The organism is Arthrobacter sp. SAFR-044 (assembly GCF_059414985.1).
In genome coordinates, this window is sequence record NZ_JBPFDN010000006.1 from 115,091 (window position 1) to 140,417 (window position 25,327).

Here is a 25,327-nt window from a genome sequence, read left to right on the forward strand (position 1 = left end):
CCGTTAAGCCATGGCTACCCCCCGCGTCGTCCTGGTCACCAAAGCTGACTGCCACCTTTGCGAGGAGGCGCGCGACGCCGTCGGCCGGGTCACTGCCTCGCTGGGGCTTACCTGGAGCGAAGAGCGGGTGGACAACCAGCCGGAATTGCGGGAGCGCTACGCCGAGGAAATCCCGGTGGTCCTGGTGGACGGGGTGCAGCGCGACTTCTGGAAGATCGACGAGGCCCGGCTGGAACGCGTCCTGCAGCGCGCCATGGCCAATTAGGGGGATGTGAGTGACGTCCTTGGATTCAACGTCCCAGCCTGTCCCGGGCCTTCCGGATGCCACGGGCGCACCGGCAAAGCAGATTCCTCCTGCCGCCGTGGCCCGGCTGACGCTGTACCTCCGTGCCCTGAACACCATGCTGTCCGAAGGAGTTGAGCGCGTCTCCTCCGAATCCCTGGCGGAAGCCTCCGGCGTCAGTTCTTCCACGCTGCGCAAGGACCTGTCCCATGTGGGGTCCTACGGCACCAGGGGCGTGGGCTACGAGGTCCAGTACCTCAGCCGCCACATCGCGGCAGCCCTGGGACTGACGCATGACTGGAAAGTGGCCATTGTGGGAGCCGGAAACCTGGGCAAGGCGCTGGCACGCTACGGCGGTTTCGAATCGCGGGGCTTCGACGTGGTCGCCATCTTCGACGCTGACCAGATGGTAGTGGGCAGTGAGGTGGGATGGCTGCGGGTGAGCGACGTGGCCGACCTTGAAACAGTCCTGCACCGCACCGGGGCCAACATGGTGGTGCTGGCGCTGCCGGCCGCGGTGGCCCAGGGTGTCTGCGACCGGGTGGTGGCGGCGGGCGTGCACAGCGTGCTCAGCTTCGCCCCCGTGATGCTGCAGGTTCCGGAGGGGGTCAACCTCCGTAAGGTGGACATGGCCACGGAACTGCAAATCCTGGCCTATCACGCCCAGCGCGCGCAGACGCCGGGTCAGACAGCCTAGAGGCCAGCATTAAAAGCGGCGGCCCGGGATGCTGGACATCCCGGGCCGCCGATGCGCTGGACAGCTGGAGGTTACCGGCCGTAAGGGTTGCCGAAGCCGCCGGAATACGGGTTGGTGAAGGGCTGCTGCTTCCGGAAGTACGGGGCAGCGGCGGGGAGGTAGAGCAGGACGATGGCGGCGATCCCAAGGACGGTACCCAGCGTTCCGAACGTGGGAACTCCGAACAGGCCGAGTACGGACAGCGCTGCAAACACCGTTCCGAGGATGCGGGCCCAGTTCTTGCCCTTGCGGATGAAGAAGGCCACCAGCAGGTAGAGGGCGGCGCCGATGATGGCGAAAACCACCAACGTGCCGGCGATGACGCTCTTGATGTCGTCGTAGGTGACCCCCGCCCCGCTGGCCTGGACCTGCTGTTCAAAGGCCTGCCGGAACTGGGGGTCATCCAGCTGGGTAAGGCCGGTGAGCATGGCGATGACAAAAATTACGGCGGAGGCGATCAGCAGCCAGAAGGAGATGTTCACCAACTGGGGGATGCCGTTGCTGCCGGCCGGCTGCGGCTGCTCTGAAGGGTACTGGGCGTAAGGGGACTGGCCATAAGGCGACTGGCCGTACTGGGGTGGGTTCTGGCTGTAGCCCGGGGCCTGCGGTGCATTCTGGCCATACTGGGAACCGTACTGCGGAGCGTTCTGCCCGTACTGTGGCGCTGCGGGCGGCTGGGATCCGTACTGGGGCTGGTTCTGACCGTACTGGGGAGCGTTCTGGCCATATTGCGGCGCGTTCTGGCCGTAGCGGGGCTGCTGCGGTCCAGGCTGCTGGCTGCCGGACTGCTCACTGCCTGGCTGGCCATTGCCGGAGTGGGGGTCTTGGGGCGCGGGAGGCGGGACGGGAGGAGTACTCATTGGCGTTCCTTCTGCAGGTCGGGATCCGGGTAGGGCTGCCGGGAATCGGTCCTCAGCCTTCCCCCCAGCATGGCTTAAGACCACCGTACCCCCGGCGGACTGCCTTGCGGGTGATTCAGGCGGGATCAACGCCCGCGGCCGGGAGGTAAACCCGAGCGTTGGGAGCCCTTTGTTAAACACGGCACCCCGGTACAAGGCCGGACTGGCCTGGTACCGGGGTGTCCGTGAACGGGGAGACTTATGCTGCGGGGGCGATGAAGGCCAGTTCCAGGTTGATGGCAACCTTGTCGCTGACCAGCACGCCGCCGGCCTCGAGGACGGCGTTCCAGGTCAGGCCGAAGTCCTTGCGGCTGATGGTGGTTTCGGCGGTGAGGCCGGCGCGGGTGTTGCCGAACGGATCGACGGCCACACCGTGGAGCTCGGTCTCGAGGGCGACGGGACGGGTGACGCCCTTGATGGTGAGGTCGCCCTGGAGCTCGTAGGCGTCGCCCTTGGCGACGATCGCGTTGGAAACGAAGGAGATTTCCGGGAACTGCTCGACGTCGAAGAAGTCTTCGCCGCGGACGTGGCCGTCGCGGTTAACGTCGCCGGAGTCGAAGCTGGCGGTCTTGATGGTGGCGTTGACCTTGGAGTCGGCCACGTTTTCGGCAAGGTCCAGGGTGGCCTCGGCTTCCTTGAACTGGCCACGGACCTTGCTGATGCCCGCGTGGCGGACGGTGAAGCCGATCTCGCTGTGGGAGTTGTCCAGGGTCCAGGTGCCGGTGGTGACGTCTGCGGGAAGTGCCATGATGTTGCTCCTTGGTGTGAATGCTGCTGCTGTGATCGTGCGGTTGAACCTTCATCGGTTGAAGTCTCAACTAACTTGGTGCATCCAGTATAAACATGCGTTTGCATGTTTTGTTCCCGCTTTCGGAACATTTCTTCAGAAACTTGGGTTCTACTCTTTGTAGAAAGCGCGCACGGAAGATTTCGGATCGCACGCCATCTTTGAGAAACTGGTAAACATGCCCCAAGCCACTGTCCATCTGCTCCGCCACGGCGAGGTCCACAATCCCGACGGCGTTCTCTATGGACGGCTCCCGGAATTCCACCTCTCCGAACTCGGGCAGGAGATGGCCCGGGTGCTTGCCGAACACTTTCGCGAGCGCGCCGGGCGCGGCGCCCGGATCACCTACCTGGCCGCCTCTCCGCTGGACCGTGCGCAGGAAACTGCACGGCCGACGTCGGAAGCGCTGCACCTGCAGATCCACACCGACGGGCGCATCATCGAAGCGGAAAACTACTTCGAGGGCATGAAGGTCACCAAAGCCGAACTCCGCCGGCCAAGGCACTGGCCGCACCTGGTCAACCCGCTCCGTCCGTCATGGGGCGAACCGTACAAGCAGCAGGCAGCGCGGGTGGCGGCCGCCGTGCAGGACGCCCGCTTGCGGGCAATCGAACTGGCCGCCGGCGACTTCGGCGCCACAGGCCCGGAGGCCATTCTGGTCAGCCACCAGCTCCCAATCTGGGCGGCACGGCTGAGCGCGGAGGGCCGGCCGCTGTGGCATGACCCGCGGAAGCGCGAGTGCACCCTCACGTCCGTTACGTCCCTGGTGTTCGACGACGACGGCTCGCTTTTGCGGGTCGAGTACAGCGAGCCGGCGGCGTCCCTTCTTCCCGGTGCCGCCAGCACCCCTGGAGCCTAGCAGTGAGCAACAACAATCTTCCTTCGCGCCGCAGCATGCTCGCAGCAGGCGGCATGGCCCTGACTGCGCTGACCCTGGGCCTCTCCGGCTGCGCCCAGGAGGACGCGCTGGCCAAGCAGGCCAAGGCGGGCGACAACAAGAATTACGTTGCCGGCGATGGGTCCGTGACCGAGTTCGCCGTCGGGGACCGCAAGGAAGCCGTGCAGATCCAGGGTGCACTCTTCAACGGCGCCGCAGTAACCGCGGCCGACTTCCAGGGCAAAGTCAGCGTGCTGAACTTCTGGTTCGCCGCCTGCGCCCCGTGCCGCGTGGAAGCGCCGCTCCTTGAAGAGCTGCACCAGGAGTTCAAGGACCAGGGCGTGCAGTTCTTCGGCGTCAACCTACGGGACGAGAAGCCCACGGCCGAGGCTTTCGAGAAGACCTTCAACCTGACCTACCCCAGCTTTGACGACAAGGACGGCGGCGTCCTGCTGTCCGTGTCCGGCCTGGTGCCGCCGGGCGCCGTGCCCACCACCCTGGTGCTGGACAAGCAAGGGCGCGTGGCCTCCCGCGTTCTTGGCGAAATCGAGAAGGGCACCCTGAAGGCCCTCATCACCGCCACCGTGGCGGAATAGGGACGGCCCGGGACCGTGAACAGCCCCTTCGCCGAAGCCATCCTCAGCGGCTCGCTCCTGCTGGCCATTCCGGTGGCACTGCTTGCCGGACTGGTGTCCTTCCTTTCGCCCTGTGTCCTTCCCCTGGTGCCCGGCTACCTCGGCTACGTGACAGGCCTGAGCGGCGTGGACCTGCAGAAGCAGAAACGCGGCCGGATGCTGGCAGGCATCGGGCTGTTCGTCCTGGGGTTCTCCGTGATCTTCGTCCTGCTGGGCGGCGCGTTCGGCCAGCTGGGGACCCTGATCACGGGCAGCCAGAACGCCTGGATCACCCAGCTCCTGGGGGTCCTGGTCATTATCATGGGCGTCGTCTTCATGGGCGGCTTCAGCTGGCTGCAGCGCGATGCGAAGATCCATGCCAAGCCGCCGGCCGGGCTGTGGGGTGCTCCGCTGCTGGGCCTGACCTTCGGCCTGGGCTGGGCCCCGTGCATCGGTCCCACCTACTCGGCCGTGCAGCTGCTGAGCCTCTCCGGCGGATCCTCTGCCGCCAAGGGGGCCTTCCTTGCCTTTGTGTACAGCCTGGGACTGGGTATCCCGTTCCTGCTGATCGCGCTGGCCCTGCGCCGGGGGATGGGCGTCATGGCGTTCTTCCGCAAACACCGCGTGGCAATCCAGCGCACCGGCGGCGGGATCCTGGTGGTGCTCGGGATCCTGATGGCCACCGGGGTGTGGGGTGCCTGGGTGACCGGGCTGCAGTACTGGTTCCAAACCGACGTGAAGTTGCCGATCTGATGAGCGAGCGTGTGAACGTAAAGAAGAAGCAATCCGCCCCTGTCGCAGAGGCGAAAGCCCAGGCCGCCCTTCCGGCCCTGGGGCCCAGGGGCATGCTGCGGTGGGCCTGGACCCAGCTGACCAGCATGCGCACCGCGCTGTTCCTGCTGCTGCTCCTCGCCGTCGCCGCCGTCCCCGGATCGCTCTTCCCGCAGCGGCCCGCCAACCCGGCAGTGGTGACCCAGTACATCAAGGACCACCCGGATTACGGCAAGCTGTTGGACTCCCTGCAGCTCTACGACGTCTACTCCTCGGCGTGGTTCTCGGCCATCTACCTTTTGCTCTTCATCTCCCTGATCGGCTGCGTGGTGCCGCGCGCCATCGCCCATTACAAGGCCATGCGCTCCCAGCCGCCGCGGACCCCCCAGCGCCTGTCCCGGCTGCCGGAATACGGCACCCTGGTGATCCCCGCCGGAGCCGCCATCCCGGCGTCGGAAGCCATCAACGGTGCGGCTGGGCTGCTGCGCAAGCGCGGCTACCGGGTGGAGGTCAGGGATGCCGACGGCGCCCTTCCGTCCCTGGGTGCCGAACGCGGCTTCATGAAGGAAGTGGGCAACCTGGTCTTCCACACCTCGCTCATCGGCGTGCTGGTATCCGTGGCCGCCGGTGGCCTGTTCGGGTACAGCGGCCAGCGCATCCTGGTGGAAGGCGACACGTTCGTGAACACCCTGGTGGGCTACGACCAGTTCAACCCGGGCACCAACTTCCAGTCCACCCAGCTCCAGCCCTACTCGCTGCAGCTGGACAAGTTCAACATCACGTTCGACCGCGAATCCAGGGGCAAGTTCGGCCAGCCCATCGACTTCGCCGCCACCGTGACCACCAAGGAAAACCCGGATGCTCCGCCCAAGCAGGAGATCCTGAAGGTCAACGATCCCGTAAGCCTGGGCGGCACCAGCATCTACCTCACCGGCAACGGCTACGCGCCGGTGGTGACCATCCGCGACGGGGCGGGCAACGTGGCAATGCAGGGCCCGGTGGTGGCCAAGCTGCAGGGCGACAACTACTACTCCTCCGTGGTGATCAAGGTTCCGGACGCCCAGCCGGACCAGCTGGGCTTCGTGGGCTTCTTCCTCCCCACTGCGTTCGTGACGGACAAGAACGTCTCCTTCAGCGCCGACCCTGAGCTGTTCAACCCGCAGCTGACCTTGAACTCCTATTACGGCGACTTGGGCTTGAACAAGGGTGCACCCCAGAATGTCTTCGAACTCGACGTCAAGAACCTGACTCCGCTGAACGCCAGGAACCTGGCAGCCGGCGGCATCACGCTGGCACCCGGCTCCACCTACACGCTGCCGGACGGCAAGGGCAGCATCAGCTTTGACGGGGTGAAGCGGTACATCGGCGTGGACATCCACCACAACCCCGGGCAGCTGTACGCCCTGATCTTCGCCTTGCTGGCCGTGGCCGGCCTGATCCTCTCGCTCTATGTGAACCGTCGGCGCGTCTGGGTCCGCACGGGCACCGCGATTGACGGCCGCACCATGGTGGAGTACGGCCTCCTTGCCCGCGGCGAAGACCACCGCCTGGCCGGCGAGGCGGCGGCGCTGCGGAAACTCTTCGCCGCAGAGTGGAAGCTGCCTGACGACGCGGCGCCCGAAGACGCCGCTTCCGAAAATGCTGCCCCGTCCCAGCAAACTCCCAGCCGGACAAGCGATAATGTCGCAGGCTCCGCCGGTAAAGCCGAGGGCTCCGCCGAAAACGCCACAGGCTCCGTCACCACCCCAGCAGGCCCCACCGGGCCCGAAAAGGACCAGTAATGCCATTTGGAATCAACGAAACCATGGGCCAGTACAGCGAACTCTTCATGCTGCTGGCGGCGGGCACCTACACAGTGGCCTTCATTGCCTTCGCCTGGGACCTGGCTAAAAGCAGCAAGGCCCTTCGCGCCGTCGATCTCAAGGCCGCCCAGGCCGGGACGGCCACCAAGGTTCCCGTAGCAGCCGGCGTTGCCGCGGGCTCTGCCGGGGGCCGGCTGAGCGGACCCGCCGACCGTGCCGAGCGCCCGTCGTCGTCCGCTGGCAGGGCCGGCGGGGCAGGAACCGGCGGCGTGGCAACGGCCGACGGCGACATGAAGTACGCCAACGAGCGCCGGGTTCCGGCCCGGGTCGCCGTGGCCCTGACCACCCTTGCCGTCCTCATCCACGGCGCCGGCGTGGTCACCAGGGCTTTGGGCGCCGGGCGGGTGCCCTGGGGCAACATGTACGAATTCCTCACCACGGGTGCGTTCCTGGTGGCGGCCGTCTTCCTGCTTTCCCTGATCCGCCGCGACCTGCGCTTCCTGGGCACCTTCGTGGTGGGCCTGGTGATCATCATGCTGGTGGCTGCCTCGGTGGCCTTCTGGACCCCCGTGGGCCACCTGGTCCCGGCCCTGCAGAGCTACTGGCTGGTTATCCACGTTTCCATTGCCGTCCTTTCCTCGGCATTGTTCACCTTGACGTTCGCGATGTCCGCCCTGCAGCTGGTGCAGTCCCACCGGCAGAGGACCGTTGCTGCCGGCGGGGCCGACAAGCTCGGCTTCATGCGCCTGGTGCCGTCGGCGCTGAGCCTGGAGAACCTGTCCTACCGCATCAACGCCATTGCGTTCATCGGCTGGACCTTCACCCTGATGTTCGGCGCGATCTGGGCGGAAAAGGCCTGGGGCCGGTTCTGGGGCTGGGACACCAAAGAGGTCTGGACCTTCGTGATCTGGGTTGTCTATGCCGGATACCTCCACGCACGCGCCACCCGCGGCTGGACCGGAACACGCGCGGCGTGGCTGTCGATCGTGGGCTACCTTTGCGTGATCTTCAACTTCACCATCGTGAACCAGTTCTTCAACGGGCTCCACTCCTACTCCGGCCTCTAAAAGCGCCGTTCCCGGGCCGCGGACCCGAAATCCAACCGCATCGCGGCAACTGATCGCCAAATAACCATTCGATGTAGCAACAGGGCTGTCCCAGGGTCCCCCGGAAATGCTACGTTGGTGAGGTTCACTGTGATGAAGCTTGCATGTGGACCACCAGCCTTCCGAGGTAACCATGAGCTACGCTCTCGCCGTAGACGTCGGGACCAGCTTCACGGCAGCCGCCGTTGTTCGCTTTCACCAAGGTCCTTCCGCTGTGCCTGAGTGCCTGCCCCTGGGCGCGCGGGGAACATCCGTTCCCTCCGTGGTGTACTTCCCGGAGGAAGGCACTGTGCTGGTGGGCGAAGCTGCCGAACGCCGCGGACTGGACTCGCCGGAACGCGTGGTGCGGGAATTCAAACGCCGGATCGGTGATGACGTCCCCATCATCCTTGGCACCCTGGCGCTGCAGCCGGAGGACGTCTTCGCCACCATGGCCCGCTGGGTTGCAGACCGGGCTGCCGAACGCGAGGGGGGCCCGGCGTCGGCCGTCTTCCTGACCCACCCCGCCGCGTGGGGCAACCACCGCCTGTCCGTGATCCGCGACGCCCTCGCTGCGCACGGCCTGGAAAACGTCACCCTCCTTCCCGAACCGGAGGCCGCTGCACTGCACTACGCGTCCCAGGTGCGGGTGGAGGAAGGCAGCACCATCGCCGTATACGACCTCGGCGGCGGCACCTTTGACACCGCCGTCCTGAGGAAATCCGGGAGCAGCCGCTTCGAACTGCTGGGCCGTCCGGAGGGCATCGAAGACCTGGGCGGCGCCGACTTTGACGCCGCGGTGTTCAGCTATGTTGCCGGGCACACCGGCACTGCCCTGGCAGAGCTCGACCCCACCGATCCAGCGGTCCTTGGGTCCCTCACCCGGCTCCGGCGCGAATGCGTGGAGGCCAAGGAAGCCCTGTCGGTGGACAGCGAGGCAAGCATTCCGGTCCTCCTTCCCGGCGTCCAGCAACAGGTCCGCCTGGTCCGTTCCGAGTTCGAGGCCTTGATCGAAGAGCCCGTGCGGGAAACGGTGGACGCGCTGGAGCACTCCCTGGCCCAGCTCCACCTGGAGCCGGCAGACCTGTCCACGGTGCTGCTGATCGGAGGATCATCCCGGATTCCACTGGTGGCACAGGTGGTGTCGGAGGAGCTGGACCGGCCCATTGCAGTGGACGCGGACCCGAAGTCCTCCATTTGCCTGGGGGCAGCTATGGCGGCGCTTCTTGCCCACACCGCGGCCGCCTTGGCAGAGGCTGAAGCGGCAGAAACTGAACCGGCCGCCGGAGAGCCGCCCCCCGCCGTCGTGCCCTCCGAAGTGCCTCCCGCTCCGGCCGGGCCGGCGCTGCCCAGTTGGTCGCGTAAATATACGACGGCGGCGGCAGCATCAGCGGGACCAGGCCCCGTCCGCGGTGCAAGGCTTGGCGGACGGGGGGCGCACGCCCCGAAACCCACCGTCCGCGTCACGGCTGTCGCCGCCGCGGCAGCCCTCCTGACGGTCCTCACGGCCACTGCGGCCCAGAGTCCCGACGGCTTCGGAAGCCTGACCGCCATTTTCGTACCGCAGGCTGGAGCGAGTACCGAGGGCGGTTCCACCGCCGCCGCTGGGGCGGCCGGGGCGGAAGCGCCGGGCGGAGGGGGAGCAGCCGCCCTTGGCGCGCCCCAGCCGCTCGCGGGCGTCGAGGCCAGTTCTAAAAAGCCGATTGGGCAAGAGCCCGGACTCGATGTGTCTGCCTCACCCACCAGCAGCGAAGCCGCACCCGCACCGGGCGGGCCGGCTGCGGGCGGACCTGCCGCAGCCGGTGGCGCCCCTGCTGCGGATCCGCCCTCCGAATCGGGCGGGAGCACGCCCGGGACGGGCATTGTTCCCGACTCCGCCACCCTTGGCCCCGCGACGCCGCCGAGTGCTACGCAACCCGCCCCCGCGGACCCTGCCCCCACCGGCACCGCCTCCCCGGGTTCCAGCCCGCCGACGGCCACGGCTCCGGACACCAGCTCCCCGACAGCCACGTCGCCCAGCACGTCCTCGCCCGGCACGACTGTTTCCCCGACGCGTGATTCCGGCACCCCTCCCGCCGACCCCGGCACGTCGTCCCCCGCTACCGGGGGAGCGACCCCCACCATACTGCCCACGACCTCTGCCCCGGCCCCCACGGATGGTCAGCTCGTTTCCCCCACAGCTGACCTCATGCCCACACCGACTGTTGCACCTTCACCCTCACCGGAGGAGGCCGCCGCAACTTCGCCTGAGACTGCGGTGGCAACGGCCCTGACCACCTCTCCGGGGGCCTGACATGGACGGACACCTTCAGCGGGCGGAGCGCCCCATACCCCTGCACACCACACCGGACCATCAGGGTAATCCGCCCCACGCCGCAGAGCTGATGGCCAAGCAATTGAAGGGTGCAAACGCTGCTGTCCGGGAACTGCTGCTGGCACTCTCGGTGGGCTTCGCCCTGCCGGGACCGCTTCCGGCCGGCCTCCAGAACAAGTTCATCAGTGGAACCGTGGAGGACCTTGACTCCCTGGTGGACCGCGCGGAGGCTGCGGGACTGCTGAGGCCGGACGGCACAGTGGTAGGGACTGCCCAGCACGCGCTCCTGAGCGCCGCGCCCACGGCCAAGGTCCAGGCGCTCCAGCGTGAGCTCGTGACCGTCTTCTCGTCTGCGGGACAACCGCTGGGCAACCTCGCCCGCGAGCTGGCCCGGGGCGGCCTCGCTGATCCCCGGGTGGCCGCGGAACTGGAGCAAGCGGCGGACGCCGTACTGGAGAATGACCCCAGGCTTGCGTCGCAACTCTACGAGGAAGCCCTCCTGGCCGGTGCCGACCCGCTGGCCACGGCGGCAAGGCGTGCCCAGGCCGCAGCCGGTGACGGGGACCTCGATGCCGCGGCCAGGATCATCGATGCACTCCTGGTGAGCCAGGATCCGCCGGATGTGCGCCGCGGAGCCGATGTTGCCGCCTCTGTCTGGGCGCAGCGGGGAATGCTGGCCCGGGGAGGGGACGTCTACAGCTGGCTTGGTCCGGGACGGGTGGGCCCCTCCGCCCCGCTTGCCGCCGTCGCCATGATTGGCGCCGGTGACCGGGCTGCTGCGGAGTCGTTTTTCCAGCCCGATGCTCCTGCAGCCTCGCCCACGCTGCTTGCGGCTGCCCTGGTCCAGACCGGCCAGGGAATCCTTGCCTCGCTGGGGGATAAGCCGCAGCAGGGCATCTCCATCCTGATCCACGCATCAGACATGCTGAACGCTGCCGGCACAGCCCTGCCGCTGCCGGAGACGCCGGCCGCACTGGCAGCACTGCTGGCACTGCACAGCGGCGAGCCGCACCTGGCGGAAACCGTCTGCAGGGCGGCAGCCGCAGCCGGGCAGGGCGGCGATGCGGCCCAGCCCAGGCTCCTGCTGCTCCAAGCCTGGGCAGCGATGATGCAGGACAAACTCGAGGACGCCCGCCTGGCGGCCACGGAGGCGGCCAAAGCAAATCATTGGCCGCTGGTCCCGCGCGACGAGTTCATGTGCGCGGCCCTCGAAGTGGGGATTGCCCGCCGGAACGGCGACGTGCCGGAGCTGCTCAGGGCATGGGAACGGGCACGTGAAGCCATGCTCCACACCTCGGTGGACCTCTACAACCTGCTGCCGTGGGGGGAACTGCTGATTGCCGCGGCCCGGCTGCGGGAGACGCGCCGTGTGGCGCAGTACCTGGAAGACGCCTGGAAGCTGCTGGGCCGCCTGGGAAGTCCAGCCCTGTGGGCCGTCCCCCTGCACTGGTCCGGCGTCCAGGCTGCGTTGCTGAATGAGAGTCCCGCCGATCTTGCCCCACACGCAACGGCACTGGCACGGGCCTCTGCCCACAGCCAGCTTGCCGCAGTCCTCGCCACGGCGGGCAAAGCCTGGGTCTCGGTACTGGCTGGCCGGTTCCGAACCGCCGATGTGGAGGGTGCGGCCCGGCTGCTCGGTGCAGTGGGCATGCCCTGGGAGGGCGCACGGCTCGCCGGGCACGCTGCCGCGCGCGCTGATGAGCGGCGGGACATGATGCGGCTGCTGGCCTGTGCACGGGACCTCCATCCTCAAAGCAGTGCCGCCGGAACATCCGGGGCGGCGGAGGCACAGGCAGGAAGCGGTGCCGACGCCGGCAAAGGGAACCAGCCGGACGCCTCCGGCTTGAGCGAGCGCGAAAAGGAAGTGGCCAGGCTGGTGCTTGAGGGCAAGACCTACCGGGAGATCGGCGAGGCCATCTACATCTCGCCCAGGACCGCAGAGCACCACATTGCCAGGATCCGGCGGCGGCTGGGAGCGGAAAACCGTTCCGACCTGCTGGCCCGTCTGCGCCTGGCCCTGGGGGTGGAGCATTCCCAGCAGCTGAATCCGCAGCAGGAATAACCCCTAAATCCCCTAGGCATCGGGATGCCAGTGCCCCGGAACAGCACCTGCGGGTAGGGGGAAGGCGCCCGTTGCCCTGTACCCGGCGGCGAACCTAGGTTTGAAGCACTCGGATACGTGCACCGGATGATCCACGACTCAAACAAGATGTGAGGACCAAGCATATGCCAACACTCGCGAACGACCTTGTTCAGTTCCTCATGCAACTCTTCGGCAACCGGGAAGCGGTCCAGGAGTTCCTGGATGATCCGGAGCGGGCGCTGGAGGAACACGGCCTGGCCAACGTGTGCTCGGCTGACGTTGACGCCGCCATGCCGGTTGTCCTCGACTACGCTCCGATCACCGTCAATGCCACATCCTTCGCCCGGGAGCACACCACCGGCGGCAACAGTGTGTGGGCCGGGCAGGCCACCACGCTGGGCGGCCACGCCGGAAGCGCATCAGCCATCCATGCAGGAGGAGCGGCTGCAGGGGAGGAAAGCGGCGCCTACGACCATGACGACCACGCGCACGCGGTACAACAGCTCCACCACGTGGTGAACCGCTTCTCCTACACCACCAACACCACCCTGCTGGATGATCGCGACACCATCACGGACCAGTCCGTCAACCAGAACATCTGGGCGCACGGGGACGTGGAGCAATGGTTCGACAATGACGCCGCCGTGGCGGCCGGCGACCGTGCCGTTGCCGCCGGCCATGACGCCGCTGTCAGGGACTCCAACAACATCAGGGACTCCTACAACACCGACCACTCCACCGATAACTCCACGGACAGCTCCATCCATGCCGGCGGTGATGTCAGCATTGGCAACGAGGAAACGGCGATCTCCGACTCCTTCAACACCGACGTCGGCCTGGACGTGGACGATTCCTTCAACGACAACTCCGACCATTCCGACCACACGGATCTTTCGGACCACTCCATCAGCACCGACGTGGACCTCGACGTCCGGGACTCTTTCAACGACAATTCGGACAACTCGACCCACAACTCCATGGAGGTGGACGACTCCTTCAACCAGGACAGCTCCACCACTACCGCGGTGGATGTCCACGTGGACGACTCCTTTCAGGACAACTCAGCCACAAGCATTGTTGAGGACAACCTGGTGGTGGCGGACAACCAGCTCGATTTCACGGAGGACAACTCCACGCACACGGATGTGGACCTGGATAACCACACCACCATCGACGGTTCGGTGGTTGACGACTCCACCGTCCTGTAACACGCTGTTCCCGGGAGGGCGAACCGCCGGGCAGGAGGCAGCCACCTCCTGCCGGGCTCTTCCGGTATCGCCGGGTGCAGGACTTCCGGCAATGGAACAGGGCACGGGAAAAGATCATTCAGGCACTGGGGCAGGGGGAGATGCTGTGGCAGATGCGGGACCGGCAAGGCTGGCGGGGCCCATGACGGCGGGACAGCTGGTAAAGCTCGTCGAGCAGGGCCTGGAACTGGTGGGCGCCGGGGACCGGGCGGACCTGCGCAAAAGGCTGCACCAGGCCATGGTCCGCCTCCAGGACCCCAGCATCAGGGTCATCGTGGTGGGGGAGTTCAAGCAGGGGAAGAGCAAGCTCATCAATGCCCTGGTGAACGCGCCGGTGTGCCCGGTTGATGACGATATCGCCACATCGCTGCCCACCATCGTCCGCTACGGGGAGCCTGCCTCGGCGGCTGTATTGGTCCCCGCGACGGACAGTCCCGCCGGGAACGCCGCCGCGAACGCCGGCGGAAACGCTGCGGTCGACGGCGGGGACGGCAGCATCGAGCGCAGGCCCGTAGAGCTGTCAGACCTGCCGGCCCTTGTCTCCGAGCAGGGCAACCCGGGAAACAGCCGGAAATTCGCGGCTGCGGAAGTCTGCCTGCCCCGGCGGATCCTTAGCGGGGGACTGACCATCATCGACTCTCCTGGCGTGGGCGGGATGGGCTCCACCCACACCCTGACCACCCTGACCGCCCTCCCTACCGCGGATGCCATGCTGCTGGTCTCGGACGCCTCCCAGGAATACACGGAACCGGAACTGCGGTTCCTGCGCCAGGCCATGCGCATCACCCCCAGCGTTGCCGCGGTCCTCTCCAAGACCGACCTCTACCCGGACTGGCGGCGCGTTGAAGAGCTCGACAGGGCCCACCTGGTCACGGTGGCCCCGGACATCCCGCTGTTCCCATTGTCCGCGGACCTCCGCCTTGAGGCCGCACGGCTCCAGGACACCGAGCTCAACACCGAGTCCGGCTTCCCGGACCTGGTGGCGCACCTGCGCAACGAAGTGGTGGGCAAGGCGCAGCGCATCCAGCGGCGCTCCGTCAGCCAGGACCTGCTCTCCGTCACCGAAAACCTGCGTCTGTCCCTGCAGTCCGAGCTTGAGGCGTTGGAGAACCCGGGTGGCACGCCGCAGATGCTCGCAGCCCTGGAACAGGCCAAGACGGAGGCGGACGAGCTGCGGAAGCGGTCCGCCCGCTGGCAGCTGACGCTTAGCGACGGCATCAACGACCTCATCGCCGATATGGAATACGACCTCCGCGACCGCCTACGCCGGATCCAGAAGGAAGCCGAGACCGCCATCGACCAGGGCGATCCCGGTCCTGTCTGGACGCAGTTTTCCCAGTGGCTCGAGGAGTGCGTTGCCGCGGCGGTGTCGGACACTTTCGTCTGGACCAGCGAGCGGTCGCAATGGCTGGCAGCGCAGGTTGCCGAACACTTCGCCGCCGACGAGGTGTCGCTGCCCGTCCTGCACGTCTCCGACTCCGGTGACGCCCTGGACCCGGTGGACCAGATGCCGGAACTGGATTCCGGCCGCGTGAACCCGATCCAAAAAGTCCTCATCGGCATGCGTGGATCCTATGGCGGCGTCCTGATGTTCGGCCTCCTGACGGGAATTTTCGGGATGGCCCTGATCAATCCGCTCTCGGTTGGCGCCGGGCTGCTGCTGGGGCGCAAGGCCTACCGGGAGGACAAGGAAACGCGGCTGAAGCGCCGGCAGGGCGAGGCGAAGGCCCTGGTCAGGCGGCAGCTGGACGATGTGACGTTCCAGGTGGGAAAGCAGTTGAAGGACAGGCTGCGCCTGGTGCAGCGCACCATCCGGGACCACTTCACCGAGATCGCCGATGAATACCACCGCTCGCTGTCCGATTCCGTGGCAGCAGCCCAGAAGGCAGCCAACTCGTATGCCCAGGAGAAGGAAGGACGCATCCGGGACATCAAAGCCGAGCTCAGGAAGGTGGACGCGCTGCACCGGGCCGCGGAAGCGGTATCCGCAGAGGCTGCCGCCGCCGGGACCCGCACTGCGGCAGGGGTGTGATGACGGCATCCACCACAGCCGGAGCCGCTGCGCTGATCCGCGAAGCGCTGGAGGTCTATGCGGATGACCCGCAGGCCGTCCAGGCGCTGCAGGGTTACGCACAGCGCTTGGCTGAGCCCCTGAGGATTGCCGTGGCCGGCATGGTGAAAGCAGGGAAATCCACCCTCCTCAACGCCATCATCGGCGAGGAAATCGCGCCCACGGACACCGGTGAATGCACGCGCATTGTCACCTGGTACCGGCACGGACGCACTCCCCGCATTACCCTCCACCCCACGGAAGGCGAGCCCCGGAACCTTCCGCTGAAGCGTGTGGACGGGCGCCTGGTCTTCGTCCTGGACGGCGTGCGGGCGGACGACGTGGAACGGCTCGACGTCGAATGGCCGTCACCGGCGCTGCAGGCCATGACGCTGATCGACACCCCCGGCATCGCGTCCCTTTCGCAGGAGGTGTCCGCACGGTCCGTCCGGTTCCTGACCCCGGAGGAATCGCCGTCGGAAGCTGATGCCGTCATCTACCTCATGCGCCACCTGCACGCATCCGACGTCCGGTTCCTGGAGTCCTTCCGCGATACCGAGGCCGGACGCTCGGGAACCGTCAACGCCATCGCGGTCCTGTCCCGGGCCGATGAGGTGGGAGCCGGGCGCATCGACTCCCTGCTGTCCGCCGCCACCATCGCGGAACGGTACAGCCGGGACCCCAACCTGCGGAAGCTGGCACTGGGCGTCGTCCCGGTGGCAGGGCTCCTGGCCCAAAGCGCCCGTACCCTGCGGCAGGCGGACTTCGAAGCCCTCCAGCTGCTGGCCAGCCTGGACCGGCCCGCGCGGGAACGGATGATGCTTTCGGCCGACAGGTTCCGCCGCGCCGCGGAACCGGAGGGACTGACGGAAGAAGCACGGGCATCATTACTCGAGCGGTATGGTCTCTTCGGCATCCGGCTGGCCATGGTGCTGGTCCGCAACGGGTTCGGGGAGCCAACTCCCCTGGCCCATGAACTTGCCAGGCGCAGCGGTCTGGACCCACTGCTGGAGCTGCTGGAGTGCCAGTTCCAAGCGAGGGCAGAGGCACTGAAGGCCAGGACGGCGCTCGCAGCCGTGGACAACCTCCTGGCCAGCCGGCCGCGGCAGGGGACCGGGCTTTTGGCAGCGTCCCTGGAGCGGCTGCAGGCCAACGCGCACGAATTCCGTGAGCTCCGGCTGCTGGCGGCACTGCGGACCACGGGGGTGGAACTGGCTCCGAAACTGGCAGCGGAAGCTGAACGGCTCATCGGCGGGCAGGGCGCCGCGGCATCCCAGCGGCTGGGGGTGCCGGCCGGCTCGGGTCCGGAGGTATTGGCGGCCCAGGCCCGCCAGGTGCTGGCCCGCTGGCGTACCGTTGCTGAAAGCCCGCTGACTGCAAGGTCCGCTGTGGAAGCCTGCAGAGTGGTGATCCGCAGCTGCGAGGGCGTGCTGGCCGAATGCACCGGCAGGGCCCGGCAGCCGCAGTCGGCATAGTAAGTGTGGCGGCAGTCAGCCCCGGCGGCGCTCCCGCTTCAGCCAGGCTCCGGCGGAGGGCAGGAACAGGAGCACGAGCCCGGCGAAGGCCAGGAGAAGTTCTGCGCCCCACAACATCACGACGTAGCTGCCCGCGGCGCCGCTGGGAACCAGGAACGCGGACGCCAGGAGCATGACCGGCACGTGGGTGGCCAGCAGCGGCACCAGCGCCCACCGGGCCCAGGTCCGGCGGCCCCACACCGCGGCCAGGACAGCCGCCTCAAGCACGGTCACCAGCAGCAGGGCACCGATGCTGCCCCAGAACACCACGTTCGCTGCGGTTCCCACGGACCCGGCATCGCTGCCCGCTGCCATGTCCGCCACCACCCCGCGAAGCCGCTGCAGGTTGGAGTCGCGGGCTACGAAGGACCCCAGCAGGACTGCCAGCCCGGCGACGAAGCTGAAGAGCCAGAGTGAGCGGGCGGTGCGGACGGTCCGGGGCACCGGAGTCGTGACCGGGATGGGTGGTGGTGCGGAATAGGACAGGCCGGGCCTCGGTGGGGGAGCGGACAGGCGCCGCTCTTCTCCTCCGGATGGGGACGCCATAGGCCTATTTCAGCCCGTCGGCATCGTGTTCGTCCGTACCGCGCTGGCCCTTCCCGCCGTCTTCCTTCGCCTTGGACTCCAGTTCGTCACGGAGTTTCTTGAGGCGCTCGGCCTCGGCCTGGTTGCGGCGCCGCGACTCCAGGTTGCGGAGGAAATCCGGGTCATCATCCGGAGCGGTGGGGTGCGGGTAGGAGGGCCGCGGCTGTGCGGTCCCACGCGGCCGGCCGATCAGCAGCCACAGGACGGCGCCGAGGACCGGGAGGACGATCTGGACGATGATCCAGGCGGGTTTCGAAATGCCCCGGGTCAGGCGGCCCTCAGTGCGGATCACGTCCACCAGGCCATACACAAAGATGACGAGGACTGCCACGGCCAATGCCACACGGAAGAGCATGCCATTAAGTCTATCGTCAGGAGGCGCAGGGGCCGCTGGCCCAGGCGGCTAAACTTGAATAGTGGCCTTTTTGAAATATTCCCTGATCCGCCTGGCAATCTTCGTGCCCCTGTTTGTCCTGTTCGCACTCCTTCAGGTCGGGGTGCTGATGTCGGTGATCTGCTCCGCGCTCATTGCCTTTGCCATCAGCTACCTGTTCTTCCAGAAGCAGCGTGACGCCGCTTCCGCAGCCCTGCAGCACCGCTTCTCCGGAAAGGCCAAGCCGCTGCGCTCCGCCGGTGAGGTCCAGGACGCCAACGCCGAGGACGCTCTGCTGGACGCCAACCCGGACATCACCATCAACAACGCCAAGGGCAGCAAGAACAGCTAGAACCCGTGGCTGAGGATCAGCCCCAGTGCGAACAGCACGCTGTAGCCCAGGTTGATCAGGCCGGTCTGCTTCAGCACCGGGATCAGGCTCTTGCGCTTGCGGCCGTTGATCATCAGCCAGGCCGGCATCAGGCAGGCCGGGATGAGCAGCAGCACGATCAGGATCCACGGCCGGCCCGGCGCCAGGATCACTACCAGCAGGATGGCCACGGCCAGCATCAGGACGTAGCTTTCGCGCGCGTGCTTGTCCCCAAGGCGCACGGCCAGGGTTTTCTTGCCGGCCTGCATGTCGGTGGGAATGTCCCGGACGTTGTTGGCCATGAGCAGCGCGGTGGCGATGAGCCCGGTGCCGATGGCGCCGATGACCGCGGACAGGCTGATATGCCCTGCCTGGGTGTACGTGGTACCCAGGGTGGCAACCAGGCCGAAGAAGACGAACACGAACAGGTCGCCCAGGCCCATGTAGCCATAGGGGTTCTTGCCGCCCGTGTAGCCCCACGCGGCCAGGACGCAGCCCAGGCCCACCAGGATCAGCCACCATGCCTGGGTGAGTAACACCAGGACCAGGCCGAACACCATGGCCAGTGCGAAGGTGCCGAAGGCGGCCCACTTGACGTGTTCGGGCTTGGCGGCACCGGAGCCCACCAGCCGCAGCGGGCCCACCCGGTCATCGTCGGTCCCGCGGATGCCGTCCGAGTAGTCGTTGGCGAAGTTCACGCCTACCTGGAGCAGGAGCGCCACCAGCGCCGCGAGGATGGCGTTGGGCAGGAGGAACGAGTCCATCTCATAGGCGGCGGCGGTGCCGATCAGCACCGGCGCGATCGCTGCCGGCAGCGTCCGGAGTCGGGCGCCTTGGATCCATTGGGCGGCTGTTGCCACGGTTAGTACCTCGTGTTGTTTCGATGAGACGGCTGGATGGAACGTGCGCACCCGCCGCGGTGGTGCAGGTCCACTCTACTTTCCCCCATGCAGGGTGCTGAGTTCGGAGGTCATGGCGAGCCGGTCCGGTTTTCCGTTGGGAAGCATCCGAAGGGCCGGTGCGGTGAGGACGGTTTTGGGGGCCAGCGCCCCCAGTTGCCGCTGCCAGTGCTGTTGAAGTACGACGGCGGGGTCCCCGGCTTCCTGCCCTTGGCCGCCGTCACCGGCGGCACCTTTGCCCGCGGCACCTTCCGGTGCCAGCGCCACGTAGGCCGCCACGGCCTGGCCCCATTCCGCTGAAGGGACGCCGGCCACGAAAGCCGCTGCGACGGCGTCGGACTTTTCCAGCTGCTCCTGCACGTGGCCGGCCGAGACCTTGACGCCGCCGGTGATGATGACGTCGTCCGCCCGGCCCAGCACGGTGAGCCGGCCGTCGTCGTCAATCGTGCCGAGGTCGCTGGTGCGGTACCAGCGAACCCCGTCCTCCTCGAAGAATGTTCCGGTCTCCTCGTCCGGGGCCTCAATGTACCCGGCAGCCACGGTGTCCCCGCCCAGCAGGATCCGGCCGTCCTCCGCCACCCGCGCCGAGACGCCTTCCAGGGGGTAGCCGTCGTACACGCACCCGCCGGACGTCTCCGCGGAACCGTACGTGGTGACCACCCGTACTCCGGCGTCGCGGGCGGCGGCCAGCAGTGCCGGGGACGCAGGGGCGCCGCCCAGCAGGACGGCGTTGAAGCGGCGGAGCACGGCGAGCGTGTCCGGGGAAGGATCAACCAGGAGCCGCTGGAGCTGGGTGGGAACCAGGGAGGTGAAGCGGATCTTGTCCGTCAGTTCCAGTGCCGCAGCGGTGAAGGCCTCCGGGGTGAAGCCCCCGGACATGTCCATGACCCAGGGCCGCGTACCCGCGAACAGCGAGCGGACCAGCACCTGGATGCCGGCCACGAACTGCACGGGCAGCGCCAGCAGCCACTGGCCCTCGCCCTTGAGCCGCAGCGCGGTGGCCATCGAGGATGCTGCCAGGGACTCCACGGTCAGCAGGGTTGCCTTGGGCGTGCCGCTGGAACCGGAGGTGCGGACCACGGCGACGGCGTCGTCGCAGCCCGGGGTCTCCACGTGGCCCACCACCAGTTGGCCGTCCGTCCCAATGGACAGTTCGACGGCGGGGCCCTCGCCGTGGAGGGCGGCCGCAAGGGCTTTCAGGGCCGGTTCGATGTTGAGCGGGCCGCCGTGGGCCGTGCTGGGTGAGGCTTCGCTGTTCATGGCCGTCCTGCCTTAGAAGTAGTGCGGGAAGCGTGACCAGTCGGGGTCGCGTTTTTGCAGGAAGGCCTCCTTGCCCTCCACAGCCTCGTCCGTCATATAGGCCAGCCGGGTGGCTTCGCCCGCGAACACCTGCTGGCCGGCCAGGCCGTCGTCGGCCAGGTTGAACGCGAACTTCAGCATGCGGATGGCCTGCGGGGACTGCCGGGCGATGTCCGCGGCGTACTCGAGCGCCACCTCCTCCAGGCGTTCGTGGGCAACGGCCTCGTTCACCGCACCCATGCGGACCATGTCTTCAGCGGAATATTCGCGGGCCAGGAAGAAAATCTCGCGGGCGGTCTTCTGGCCCACCTGCCGGGCCAGGAGCGCCGAGCCGTAGCCGGCGTCGAAGCTTCCCACCGTGGCGTCCGTCTGCTTGAACTTTCCGTGCTGCCGCGAGGCGATGGTGAGGTCTGAGACCACGTGCAGGGAATGCCCGCCGCCCGCTGCCCAGCCGTTAACGACGGCGATGACCACCTTGGGCATGGTGCGCATGAGCCGCTGGACTTCCAGGATGTGCAGCCTGCCGGCCCGGGCGGGGTCGATGGTTTCCTGGGTCTCGCCGTCGGCATATCTGTAGCCGTCCCGGCCACGGATCCGCTGGTCGCCGCCGGAACAGAAGGAGTGGCCGCCGTCCTTAGGGGAGGGGCCGTTGCCGGTCAGCAGGACGGTGGCGACGTCGGGGGTCATCCGGGCGTGGTCCATGGCCCGGTAGAGCTCATCCACGGTGCCCGGCCGGAACGCATTGCGGACCTCCGGGCGGTTGAATGCAATCCGGACGGTGGGCAGGTCACGTACCCAGCCGCCGTCGGAATCCCGCTCCACCTGCCGGTGGTAGGTGATGTCCTGGAAGTCCTCGAAGCCGGAGACCACCCGCCAGCGCGTGGGATCGAAGACATCGGACACCGGGGCGGGGATCTGGTTGCTCACCGTCCAAGTCTAGTAATCGGCGTCAGCTGATGCAGAACTCGTTGCCCTCGGGGTCCGCCATGGTGTGCCAGGAATGCGGGCCCTGCCGCGCGGACCAGAGGAAGGAGGCGCCCCGGGCCTCGAGTTCGCTGCGGACCTCGTCCTTGTCCCGGCCGTCCAGCCGGACGTCCCAGTGCACCCGGTTCTTCACCGTTTTGCCTTCGGGCGCGGTCTGGAACAGGATGCGCCGCTCGGGGGCCTTGGACTCTATCTCTTCCGGTGGCCTGATGGCGGCACCGTCCTTCCACACCAGGTTGCCCCGGTGGGTCATGGTCTGGCCCTCGGTGGCGTACCCCTGCTCGATCATGGAGCGGATGAAGCCCGCGTCCTGGGGTTCCACCGCCCACTGCAGGGTTTCGGCCCACCAGTCGGCGAGTTCATGCGGGCTGGCGGAATCGACAACGATCTGGATGTTCAGTCCCATCCGTCCACGGTAAAGGCGGCAAGGGAATTGCGGAAGGTCCGGTGCGGGGACTCAGGCCTGGACGTTCTGCATCTGGCCGAAGAGCTCCGGCGGGATGGCGTAGACGAGGATGACGGCCAACAGGTTCTTCGCGGCGTGCACGAAGTAGGAGAACATGACGTTCTTCCCGGTCCACATGTAGACGAACACCAAGGTGGCGCCCATAGCCAGGTAGGGGAGCAGCGCGGTAAGGGTGACCGCTTCCTGTCCCACGATGTGCAGCGCGGCGAACAGCACCACGGACAGGGCGCAGCAGATCCAGATGTTCACGCGCCTGGACATCTTGCCGATGAGCAGGTGCCGGAAGATGTACTCCTCCACGAACGGACCCACCACCACCAGCAGCGGCACCATGAGCCAAGCGGGGACCTGCTGCATCAGCGCCTGCAGCCCGGCCTGGTTCTGCGAGGTTTCCACCTGCCCGTTCGCCGCCACCACCACCGCGGTGAGGATCATCATGGCAATGACCGCTGCCGGCACCATCAGCAGGGTGAACCAGGGCCGCGCTGCCAGGACTTTGAGGTCCCGGACCACCACTTTGCGGGCGGCCAGGAACGCCAGTATTCCCACCGAGGCATAGAACAGCAGGTTCACGGCATAGGAAGCTGCTGCCGGGGACGGGGCCACCTGCCGCAGCAGCGGGGCCAGCATATCCCCAGCCACAGCGAACAGCCCGGCAATCGCAACATAGAGGCACAGCGTGGCCAGGTCCATCGGGGAGAAACGATACAGCTGGGGCTGCGGAGCGGGCGGTAAGCGGTGGGCTGTTGCCATGCCCCCAAGCCTATCGCCGGGCGCTGGGATGTAGTGCGGGTCACGTACCACTCCGGACCGTCTTGTAAGATGGTCAGGTCGCGTGAAGCTTCGGCAGTTCGACCGATCCACCCTCACATCTGTGGTTGCCAGGCCTAAAGGCCGAATTTTGTGAGCTTGATCATACGAAGACCGGATGCGGCCAACCCCCAACCCACAAGGAACAGTTGTGCCTCAAAGTACCCCCACAGACCTAAAGAACAGCACGGCGCCATCCCCCGCCGTCGACCCCTCCCTCAGCGCCGAGGGCTACAGCAAGACCCTGGGCCGCCGCCACGTCACCATGATCGCCATGGGCGGCGCAATCGGCGTCGGCCTCTTCATGGGGGCAGGCGGCCGCCTCGCCTCCACCGGTCCGGCCCTGATCTTTTCCTACGCCATTGCCGGCGTCATTGCCTACCTCCTGATGCGGGCCCTGGGCGAGCTCATCATGTACCGCCAGACCTCCGGCTCGTTCGTCAGCTACGCCGGCGAGATGTTCGGCAAGAAGGGCGCCTTCCTGTCCGGGTGGATGTACTTCATTAACTGGGCCATGACCGGCATCGCCGAGCTCATCGCGATCGGCCTGTACTTCCAGTTCTTCTTCCCCAACGTTCCCGTGGAACTGTCCGCCATCGCAGCGCTGGTGCTGCTGGTGGCCGTGAACCTGTTCAGCGTCAAGGCGTTCGGTGAGTTCGAATTCTGGGCCTCCTGCCTGAAGGTGGCCGCGATCCTTATCTTCCTGGCCGTCGGTACCTTCATGGTGGTCACCAACGCCAGGGTGGGCGGCGGCCACGCCTCCGTCAACAACCTCTTCGCAGCAGACGGCGGTATGTTCCCCAAGGGCGCCCTGGTGATGATCCTGGTCCTGAACGCCGTGATCTTTGCCTACAACGCCATCGAACTGGTGGGCATCACGGCCGGTGAAATGCAGGACCCGGAACGCGAAGTGCCCAAGGCGATCCGCGCCGTCGTGGTCCGCATCGTGGTGTTCTACGTCGGTTCCGTGACCCTGCTCGCCATGCTGCTGCCCTCGGACCAGTACAAGGCCGGCACCTCCCCGTTCGTCACCGTCTTCGGCCAGATGGGCCTGGGCTGGATGGGCGACGTCATGAACATGATCGTGATCACCGCCGCCCTGTCCTCCTGCAATTCGGGCCTCTACTCCATTGGGCGCATCTTCCGCACCATGGCCAACAATGGACACGCTCCGCAGTGGCTCACCCGCATGTCCACGCGCCATGTGCCGTACGCAGCGATCCTGGCCATCGGCGGCGTCTACCTGGTGGGCATCCTCCTCAACATCTGGCTTGGCGGCTCGCACGCGTTCGACCTCGCCCTGAACACCGCCTCCATAGGCGTGATCTTCACCTGGGGCTCCATTTTCGCCAGCCAGATCGCGCTGCGGAAGAAGAAGGGCAACGTCTCCAGCCTGCCGATGCCGGGTTCGCCCTGGACCAGCTGGGCCGGCCTCATCGCCCTGCTCATCATCACCGTGCTGATCGGCTTCGACACCATGACCAGCAAGGACGGTGAAGTGTTCTACCTGGGCCTCTGGACGCTGGCCACCATTCCGTTCTTTGCCGTGGTCCTCTGGCTGGGCTGGCAAAGGGTCAAGAACAACCAGCCCAAGAGCGAGCTCTTCAGCTAGGTTCCTCGACGAACGTCCGACGGCGGGCCGCCCCTTGAGTGGGCGGCCCGCCGTCGGCGTTTCCGGGGATGGGTCAGTCCTTCAAGTACCTGTCAGTCCTTCAGATACCTGGCGAAGTGGTCCTCGATGCGCTGCCAGGCCTCGGGGGCGGACGCCGGGTCCGGCCCCACGCCCATGACCCGCATCAGCGGCCTGAGGAGAACCGGTCCCAGCTCTGCATCATTGAGGAAGGCGTGGCCGGCGCGGGGAAATTCCTTGACGCTGTGCTCGATGCCCAAGTGGTCGAGGGCTGATTCGAGCCGGGCCGCGGCTCCCTTCAGGGACTTGTCCGCACCGCCGAAGTTGGCCACGATAGGGCAGGCACCGCGGAGTGCGTCTTCCAGGTCCTGCTGCTGCTTCCCTGGGAGCCGGCCGTAGTTGACGGAGGCGGCATCGAATCCGTCCCGTGCCACCAGCAGCGCGAATCCGCCGCCCATGCAGAAGCCGATCACCCCGGTTTTGCCGTTGCCCAGTTCAGACTCCGCCAGCCAGGTGCGGGCCGTGGCGATGTCAACGAAGGGCCGCCCCGTGCGGGCGGCCATGGCACGCATGGTTGCCACCAGGCAACGCCGCGGGCCGCCGTCGCTGTATAGATCCAGCGCCAGGGTGAGGTACCCCGCGCGGGCCAGCCGGTCCGCGTGGCGCCGGGTCTGGTCATCCAGGCCGAAAGCCTCGTGGATCATCACGATGCCGGGAAAAGGCCCCTGCCCTTCGGGCACGGCAAGATAGCCGTGCAGGGAAGGGGATCCGCCGGCAGCGGTGCTCGCAGCGCTGAGGTCTACGTTCGTCATGGCCCAAGGCTAACCGGCAGCCTCCGGGATGTCGCGC

The 25,327-nt window shown here is 67.0% G+C and carries 24 protein-coding genes; 14 read left to right on the top strand and 10 right to left on the bottom strand.

Going from position 1 to position 25,327, the window contains the following annotated elements; genetic code table 11:
• Nucleotides 1–10: 10 nt before the first annotated feature.
• Together ACR65J_RS11100 and ACR65J_RS11105 are read left to right on the top strand one after the other, a co-directional pair.
• Nucleotides 11–265, top strand: coding sequence for a glutaredoxin family protein (locus ACR65J_RS11100; RefSeq protein WP_440168655.1), 255 nt, complete (start codon nt 11–13; stop codon nt 263–265).
• Between the two features lie 10 nt (nt 266–275).
• Nucleotides 276–980, top strand: a complete 705-nt coding sequence (locus ACR65J_RS11105) for a redox-sensing transcriptional repressor Rex (RefSeq protein ID WP_440168657.1) — start codon at nt 276–278, stop codon at nt 978–980.
• Between the two features lie 71 nt (nt 981–1,051).
• Here ACR65J_RS11105 and ACR65J_RS11110 read toward each other — a convergent pair whose 3' ends face one another.
• Together ACR65J_RS11110 and ACR65J_RS11115 are read right to left on the bottom strand one after the other, a co-directional pair.
• On the bottom strand, nt 1,052–1,879 hold the full coding sequence (locus tag ACR65J_RS11110; RefSeq protein WP_440168659.1) for an ABC transporter permease family protein: 828 nt from the start codon (nt 1,877–1,879) through the stop codon (nt 1,052–1,054).
• Nucleotides 1,880–2,117: 238 nt separating this feature from the next.
• Nucleotides 2,118–2,666: a YceI family protein gene (locus ACR65J_RS11115; protein WP_440168661.1), complete on the bottom strand. Its 549-nt coding sequence runs from the start codon at nt 2,664–2,666 to the stop codon at nt 2,118–2,120.
• A gap of 217 nt (nt 2,667–2,883) precedes the next feature.
• Between ACR65J_RS11115 and ACR65J_RS11120 the strand changes: the two genes are divergently transcribed.
• From ACR65J_RS11120 to ACR65J_RS11165, 10 genes are all read left to right on the top strand, one after another.
• Nucleotides 2,884–3,564, top strand: a complete 681-nt coding sequence (locus ACR65J_RS11120) for a histidine phosphatase family protein (protein ID WP_440168663.1) — start codon at nt 2,884–2,886, stop codon at nt 3,562–3,564.
• Between the two features lie 35 nt (nt 3,565–3,599).
• Complete coding sequence (locus ACR65J_RS11125; protein ID WP_440169090.1) at nt 3,600–4,178, top strand: TlpA family protein disulfide reductase; 579 nt, start codon at nt 3,600–3,602, stop codon at nt 4,176–4,178.
• A 15-nt stretch (nt 4,179–4,193) separates the two neighbouring features.
• Nucleotides 4,194–4,949 (top strand): cytochrome c biogenesis CcdA family protein, encoded by a 756-nt coding sequence (locus ACR65J_RS11130; protein WP_440168665.1) that lies wholly within the window; start codon nt 4,194–4,196, stop codon nt 4,947–4,949.
• Nucleotides 4,949–6,748, top strand: a complete 1,800-nt coding sequence (resB, locus tag ACR65J_RS11135) for a cytochrome c biogenesis protein ResB (protein ID WP_440168666.1) — start codon at nt 4,949–4,951, stop codon at nt 6,746–6,748. Before ACR65J_RS11130 ends, resB begins: the two co-directional genes overlap by 1 nt.
• Nucleotides 6,748–7,836 (top strand): c-type cytochrome biogenesis protein CcsB, encoded by a 1,089-nt coding sequence (ccsB, locus tag ACR65J_RS11140; protein ID WP_440168668.1) that lies wholly within the window; start codon nt 6,748–6,750, stop codon nt 7,834–7,836. The genes resB and ccsB overlap by 1 nt, the downstream gene beginning before the upstream one ends.
• A gap of 172 nt (nt 7,837–8,008) precedes the next feature.
• Nucleotides 8,009–10,147 carry an Hsp70 family protein gene (locus tag ACR65J_RS11145; protein WP_440169093.1) on the top strand — a complete coding sequence of 713 codons (2,139 nt, stop codon included), beginning with the start codon at nt 8,009–8,011 and terminating at the stop codon, nt 10,145–10,147.
• A 1-nt stretch (nt 10,148) separates the two neighbouring features.
• Nucleotides 10,149–12,230 (top strand): LuxR C-terminal-related transcriptional regulator, encoded by a 2,082-nt coding sequence (locus tag ACR65J_RS11150; protein ID WP_440168670.1) that lies wholly within the window; start codon nt 10,149–10,151, stop codon nt 12,228–12,230.
• Nucleotides 12,231–12,394: 164 nt separating this feature from the next.
• Nucleotides 12,395–13,459, top strand: a complete 1,065-nt coding sequence (locus ACR65J_RS11155; RefSeq protein ID WP_440168672.1) for an IniB N-terminal domain-containing protein — start codon at nt 12,395–12,397, stop codon at nt 13,457–13,459.
• Between the two features lie 181 nt (nt 13,460–13,640).
• Nucleotides 13,641–15,530, top strand: coding sequence for a dynamin family protein (locus tag ACR65J_RS11160; RefSeq protein ID WP_440168674.1), 1,890 nt, complete (start codon nt 13,641–13,643; stop codon nt 15,528–15,530).
• Nucleotides 15,530–17,023: a dynamin family protein gene (locus ACR65J_RS11165; protein ID WP_440168676.1), complete on the top strand. Its 1,494-nt coding sequence runs from the start codon at nt 15,530–15,532 to the stop codon at nt 17,021–17,023. The genes ACR65J_RS11160 and ACR65J_RS11165 overlap by 1 nt, the downstream gene beginning before the upstream one ends.
• 15 nt (nt 17,024–17,038) lie before the next feature.
• Here the strand turns inward: ACR65J_RS11165 and ACR65J_RS11170 are convergent, their stop codons facing one another.
• Nucleotides 17,039–17,608, bottom strand: a complete 570-nt coding sequence (locus ACR65J_RS11170) for a hypothetical protein (RefSeq protein WP_440168678.1) — start codon at nt 17,606–17,608, stop codon at nt 17,039–17,041.
• Nucleotides 17,609–17,612: 4 nt separating this feature from the next.
• The gene (locus ACR65J_RS11175) at nt 17,613–18,002 is read right to left on the bottom strand and encodes a PLD nuclease N-terminal domain-containing protein (protein ID WP_440168680.1); all 390 of its coding nucleotides are present in this window, start codon (nt 18,000–18,002) and stop codon (nt 17,613–17,615) included.
• A 61-nt stretch (nt 18,003–18,063) separates the two neighbouring features.
• Here ACR65J_RS11175 and ACR65J_RS11180 point away from each other — a divergent pair, with 61 nt between their 5' ends.
• Nucleotides 18,064–18,372, top strand: coding sequence for a DUF4229 domain-containing protein (locus ACR65J_RS11180; protein WP_440168682.1), 309 nt, complete (start codon nt 18,064–18,066; stop codon nt 18,370–18,372).
• Here ACR65J_RS11180 and ACR65J_RS11185 read toward each other — a convergent pair.
• The 5 genes from ACR65J_RS11185 to ACR65J_RS11205 all read right to left on the bottom strand — a co-directional run bounded on the left by ACR65J_RS11185 (nt 18,369) and on the right by ACR65J_RS11205 (nt 22,791).
• A complete protein-coding gene (locus ACR65J_RS11185; protein ID WP_440168684.1) occupies nt 18,369–19,250 on the bottom strand; it encodes a 1,4-dihydroxy-2-naphthoate polyprenyltransferase in 882 nt (293 codons plus the stop codon). The two genes, ACR65J_RS11180 and ACR65J_RS11185, sit on opposite strands and share 4 nt — an antisense overlap.
• Before the next feature lie 75 nt (nt 19,251–19,325).
• Nucleotides 19,326–20,549: an AMP-binding protein gene (locus ACR65J_RS11190; protein ID WP_440168686.1), complete on the bottom strand. Its 1,224-nt coding sequence runs from the start codon at nt 20,547–20,549 to the stop codon at nt 19,326–19,328.
• Nucleotides 20,550–20,561: 12 nt separating this feature from the next.
• Nucleotides 20,562–21,515, bottom strand: coding sequence for a 1,4-dihydroxy-2-naphthoyl-CoA synthase (locus tag ACR65J_RS11195; RefSeq protein ID WP_440168688.1), 954 nt, complete (start codon nt 21,513–21,515; stop codon nt 20,562–20,564).
• Between the two features lie 22 nt (nt 21,516–21,537).
• A complete protein-coding gene (locus ACR65J_RS11200; RefSeq protein WP_440168690.1) occupies nt 21,538–21,978 on the bottom strand; it encodes a VOC family protein in 441 nt (146 codons plus the stop codon).
• A gap of 51 nt (nt 21,979–22,029) precedes the next feature.
• On the bottom strand, nt 22,030–22,791 hold the full coding sequence (locus tag ACR65J_RS11205; RefSeq protein ID WP_440168692.1) for a CPBP family intramembrane glutamic endopeptidase: 762 nt from the start codon (nt 22,789–22,791) through the stop codon (nt 22,030–22,032).
• A gap of 208 nt (nt 22,792–22,999) precedes the next feature.
• Between ACR65J_RS11205 and ACR65J_RS11210 the strand changes: the two genes are divergently transcribed.
• Nucleotides 23,000–24,460: an amino acid permease gene (locus ACR65J_RS11210; protein WP_440168694.1), complete on the top strand. Its 1,461-nt coding sequence runs from the start codon at nt 23,000–23,002 to the stop codon at nt 24,458–24,460.
• Between the two features lie 92 nt (nt 24,461–24,552).
• On the opposite strand, the gene ACR65J_RS11215 is transcribed toward ACR65J_RS11210, so the two are convergent.
• A complete protein-coding gene (locus ACR65J_RS11215; RefSeq protein ID WP_440168697.1) occupies nt 24,553–25,290 on the bottom strand; it encodes a dienelactone hydrolase family protein in 738 nt (245 codons plus the stop codon).
• Between the last annotated feature and the right edge of the window lie 37 nt (nt 25,291–25,327).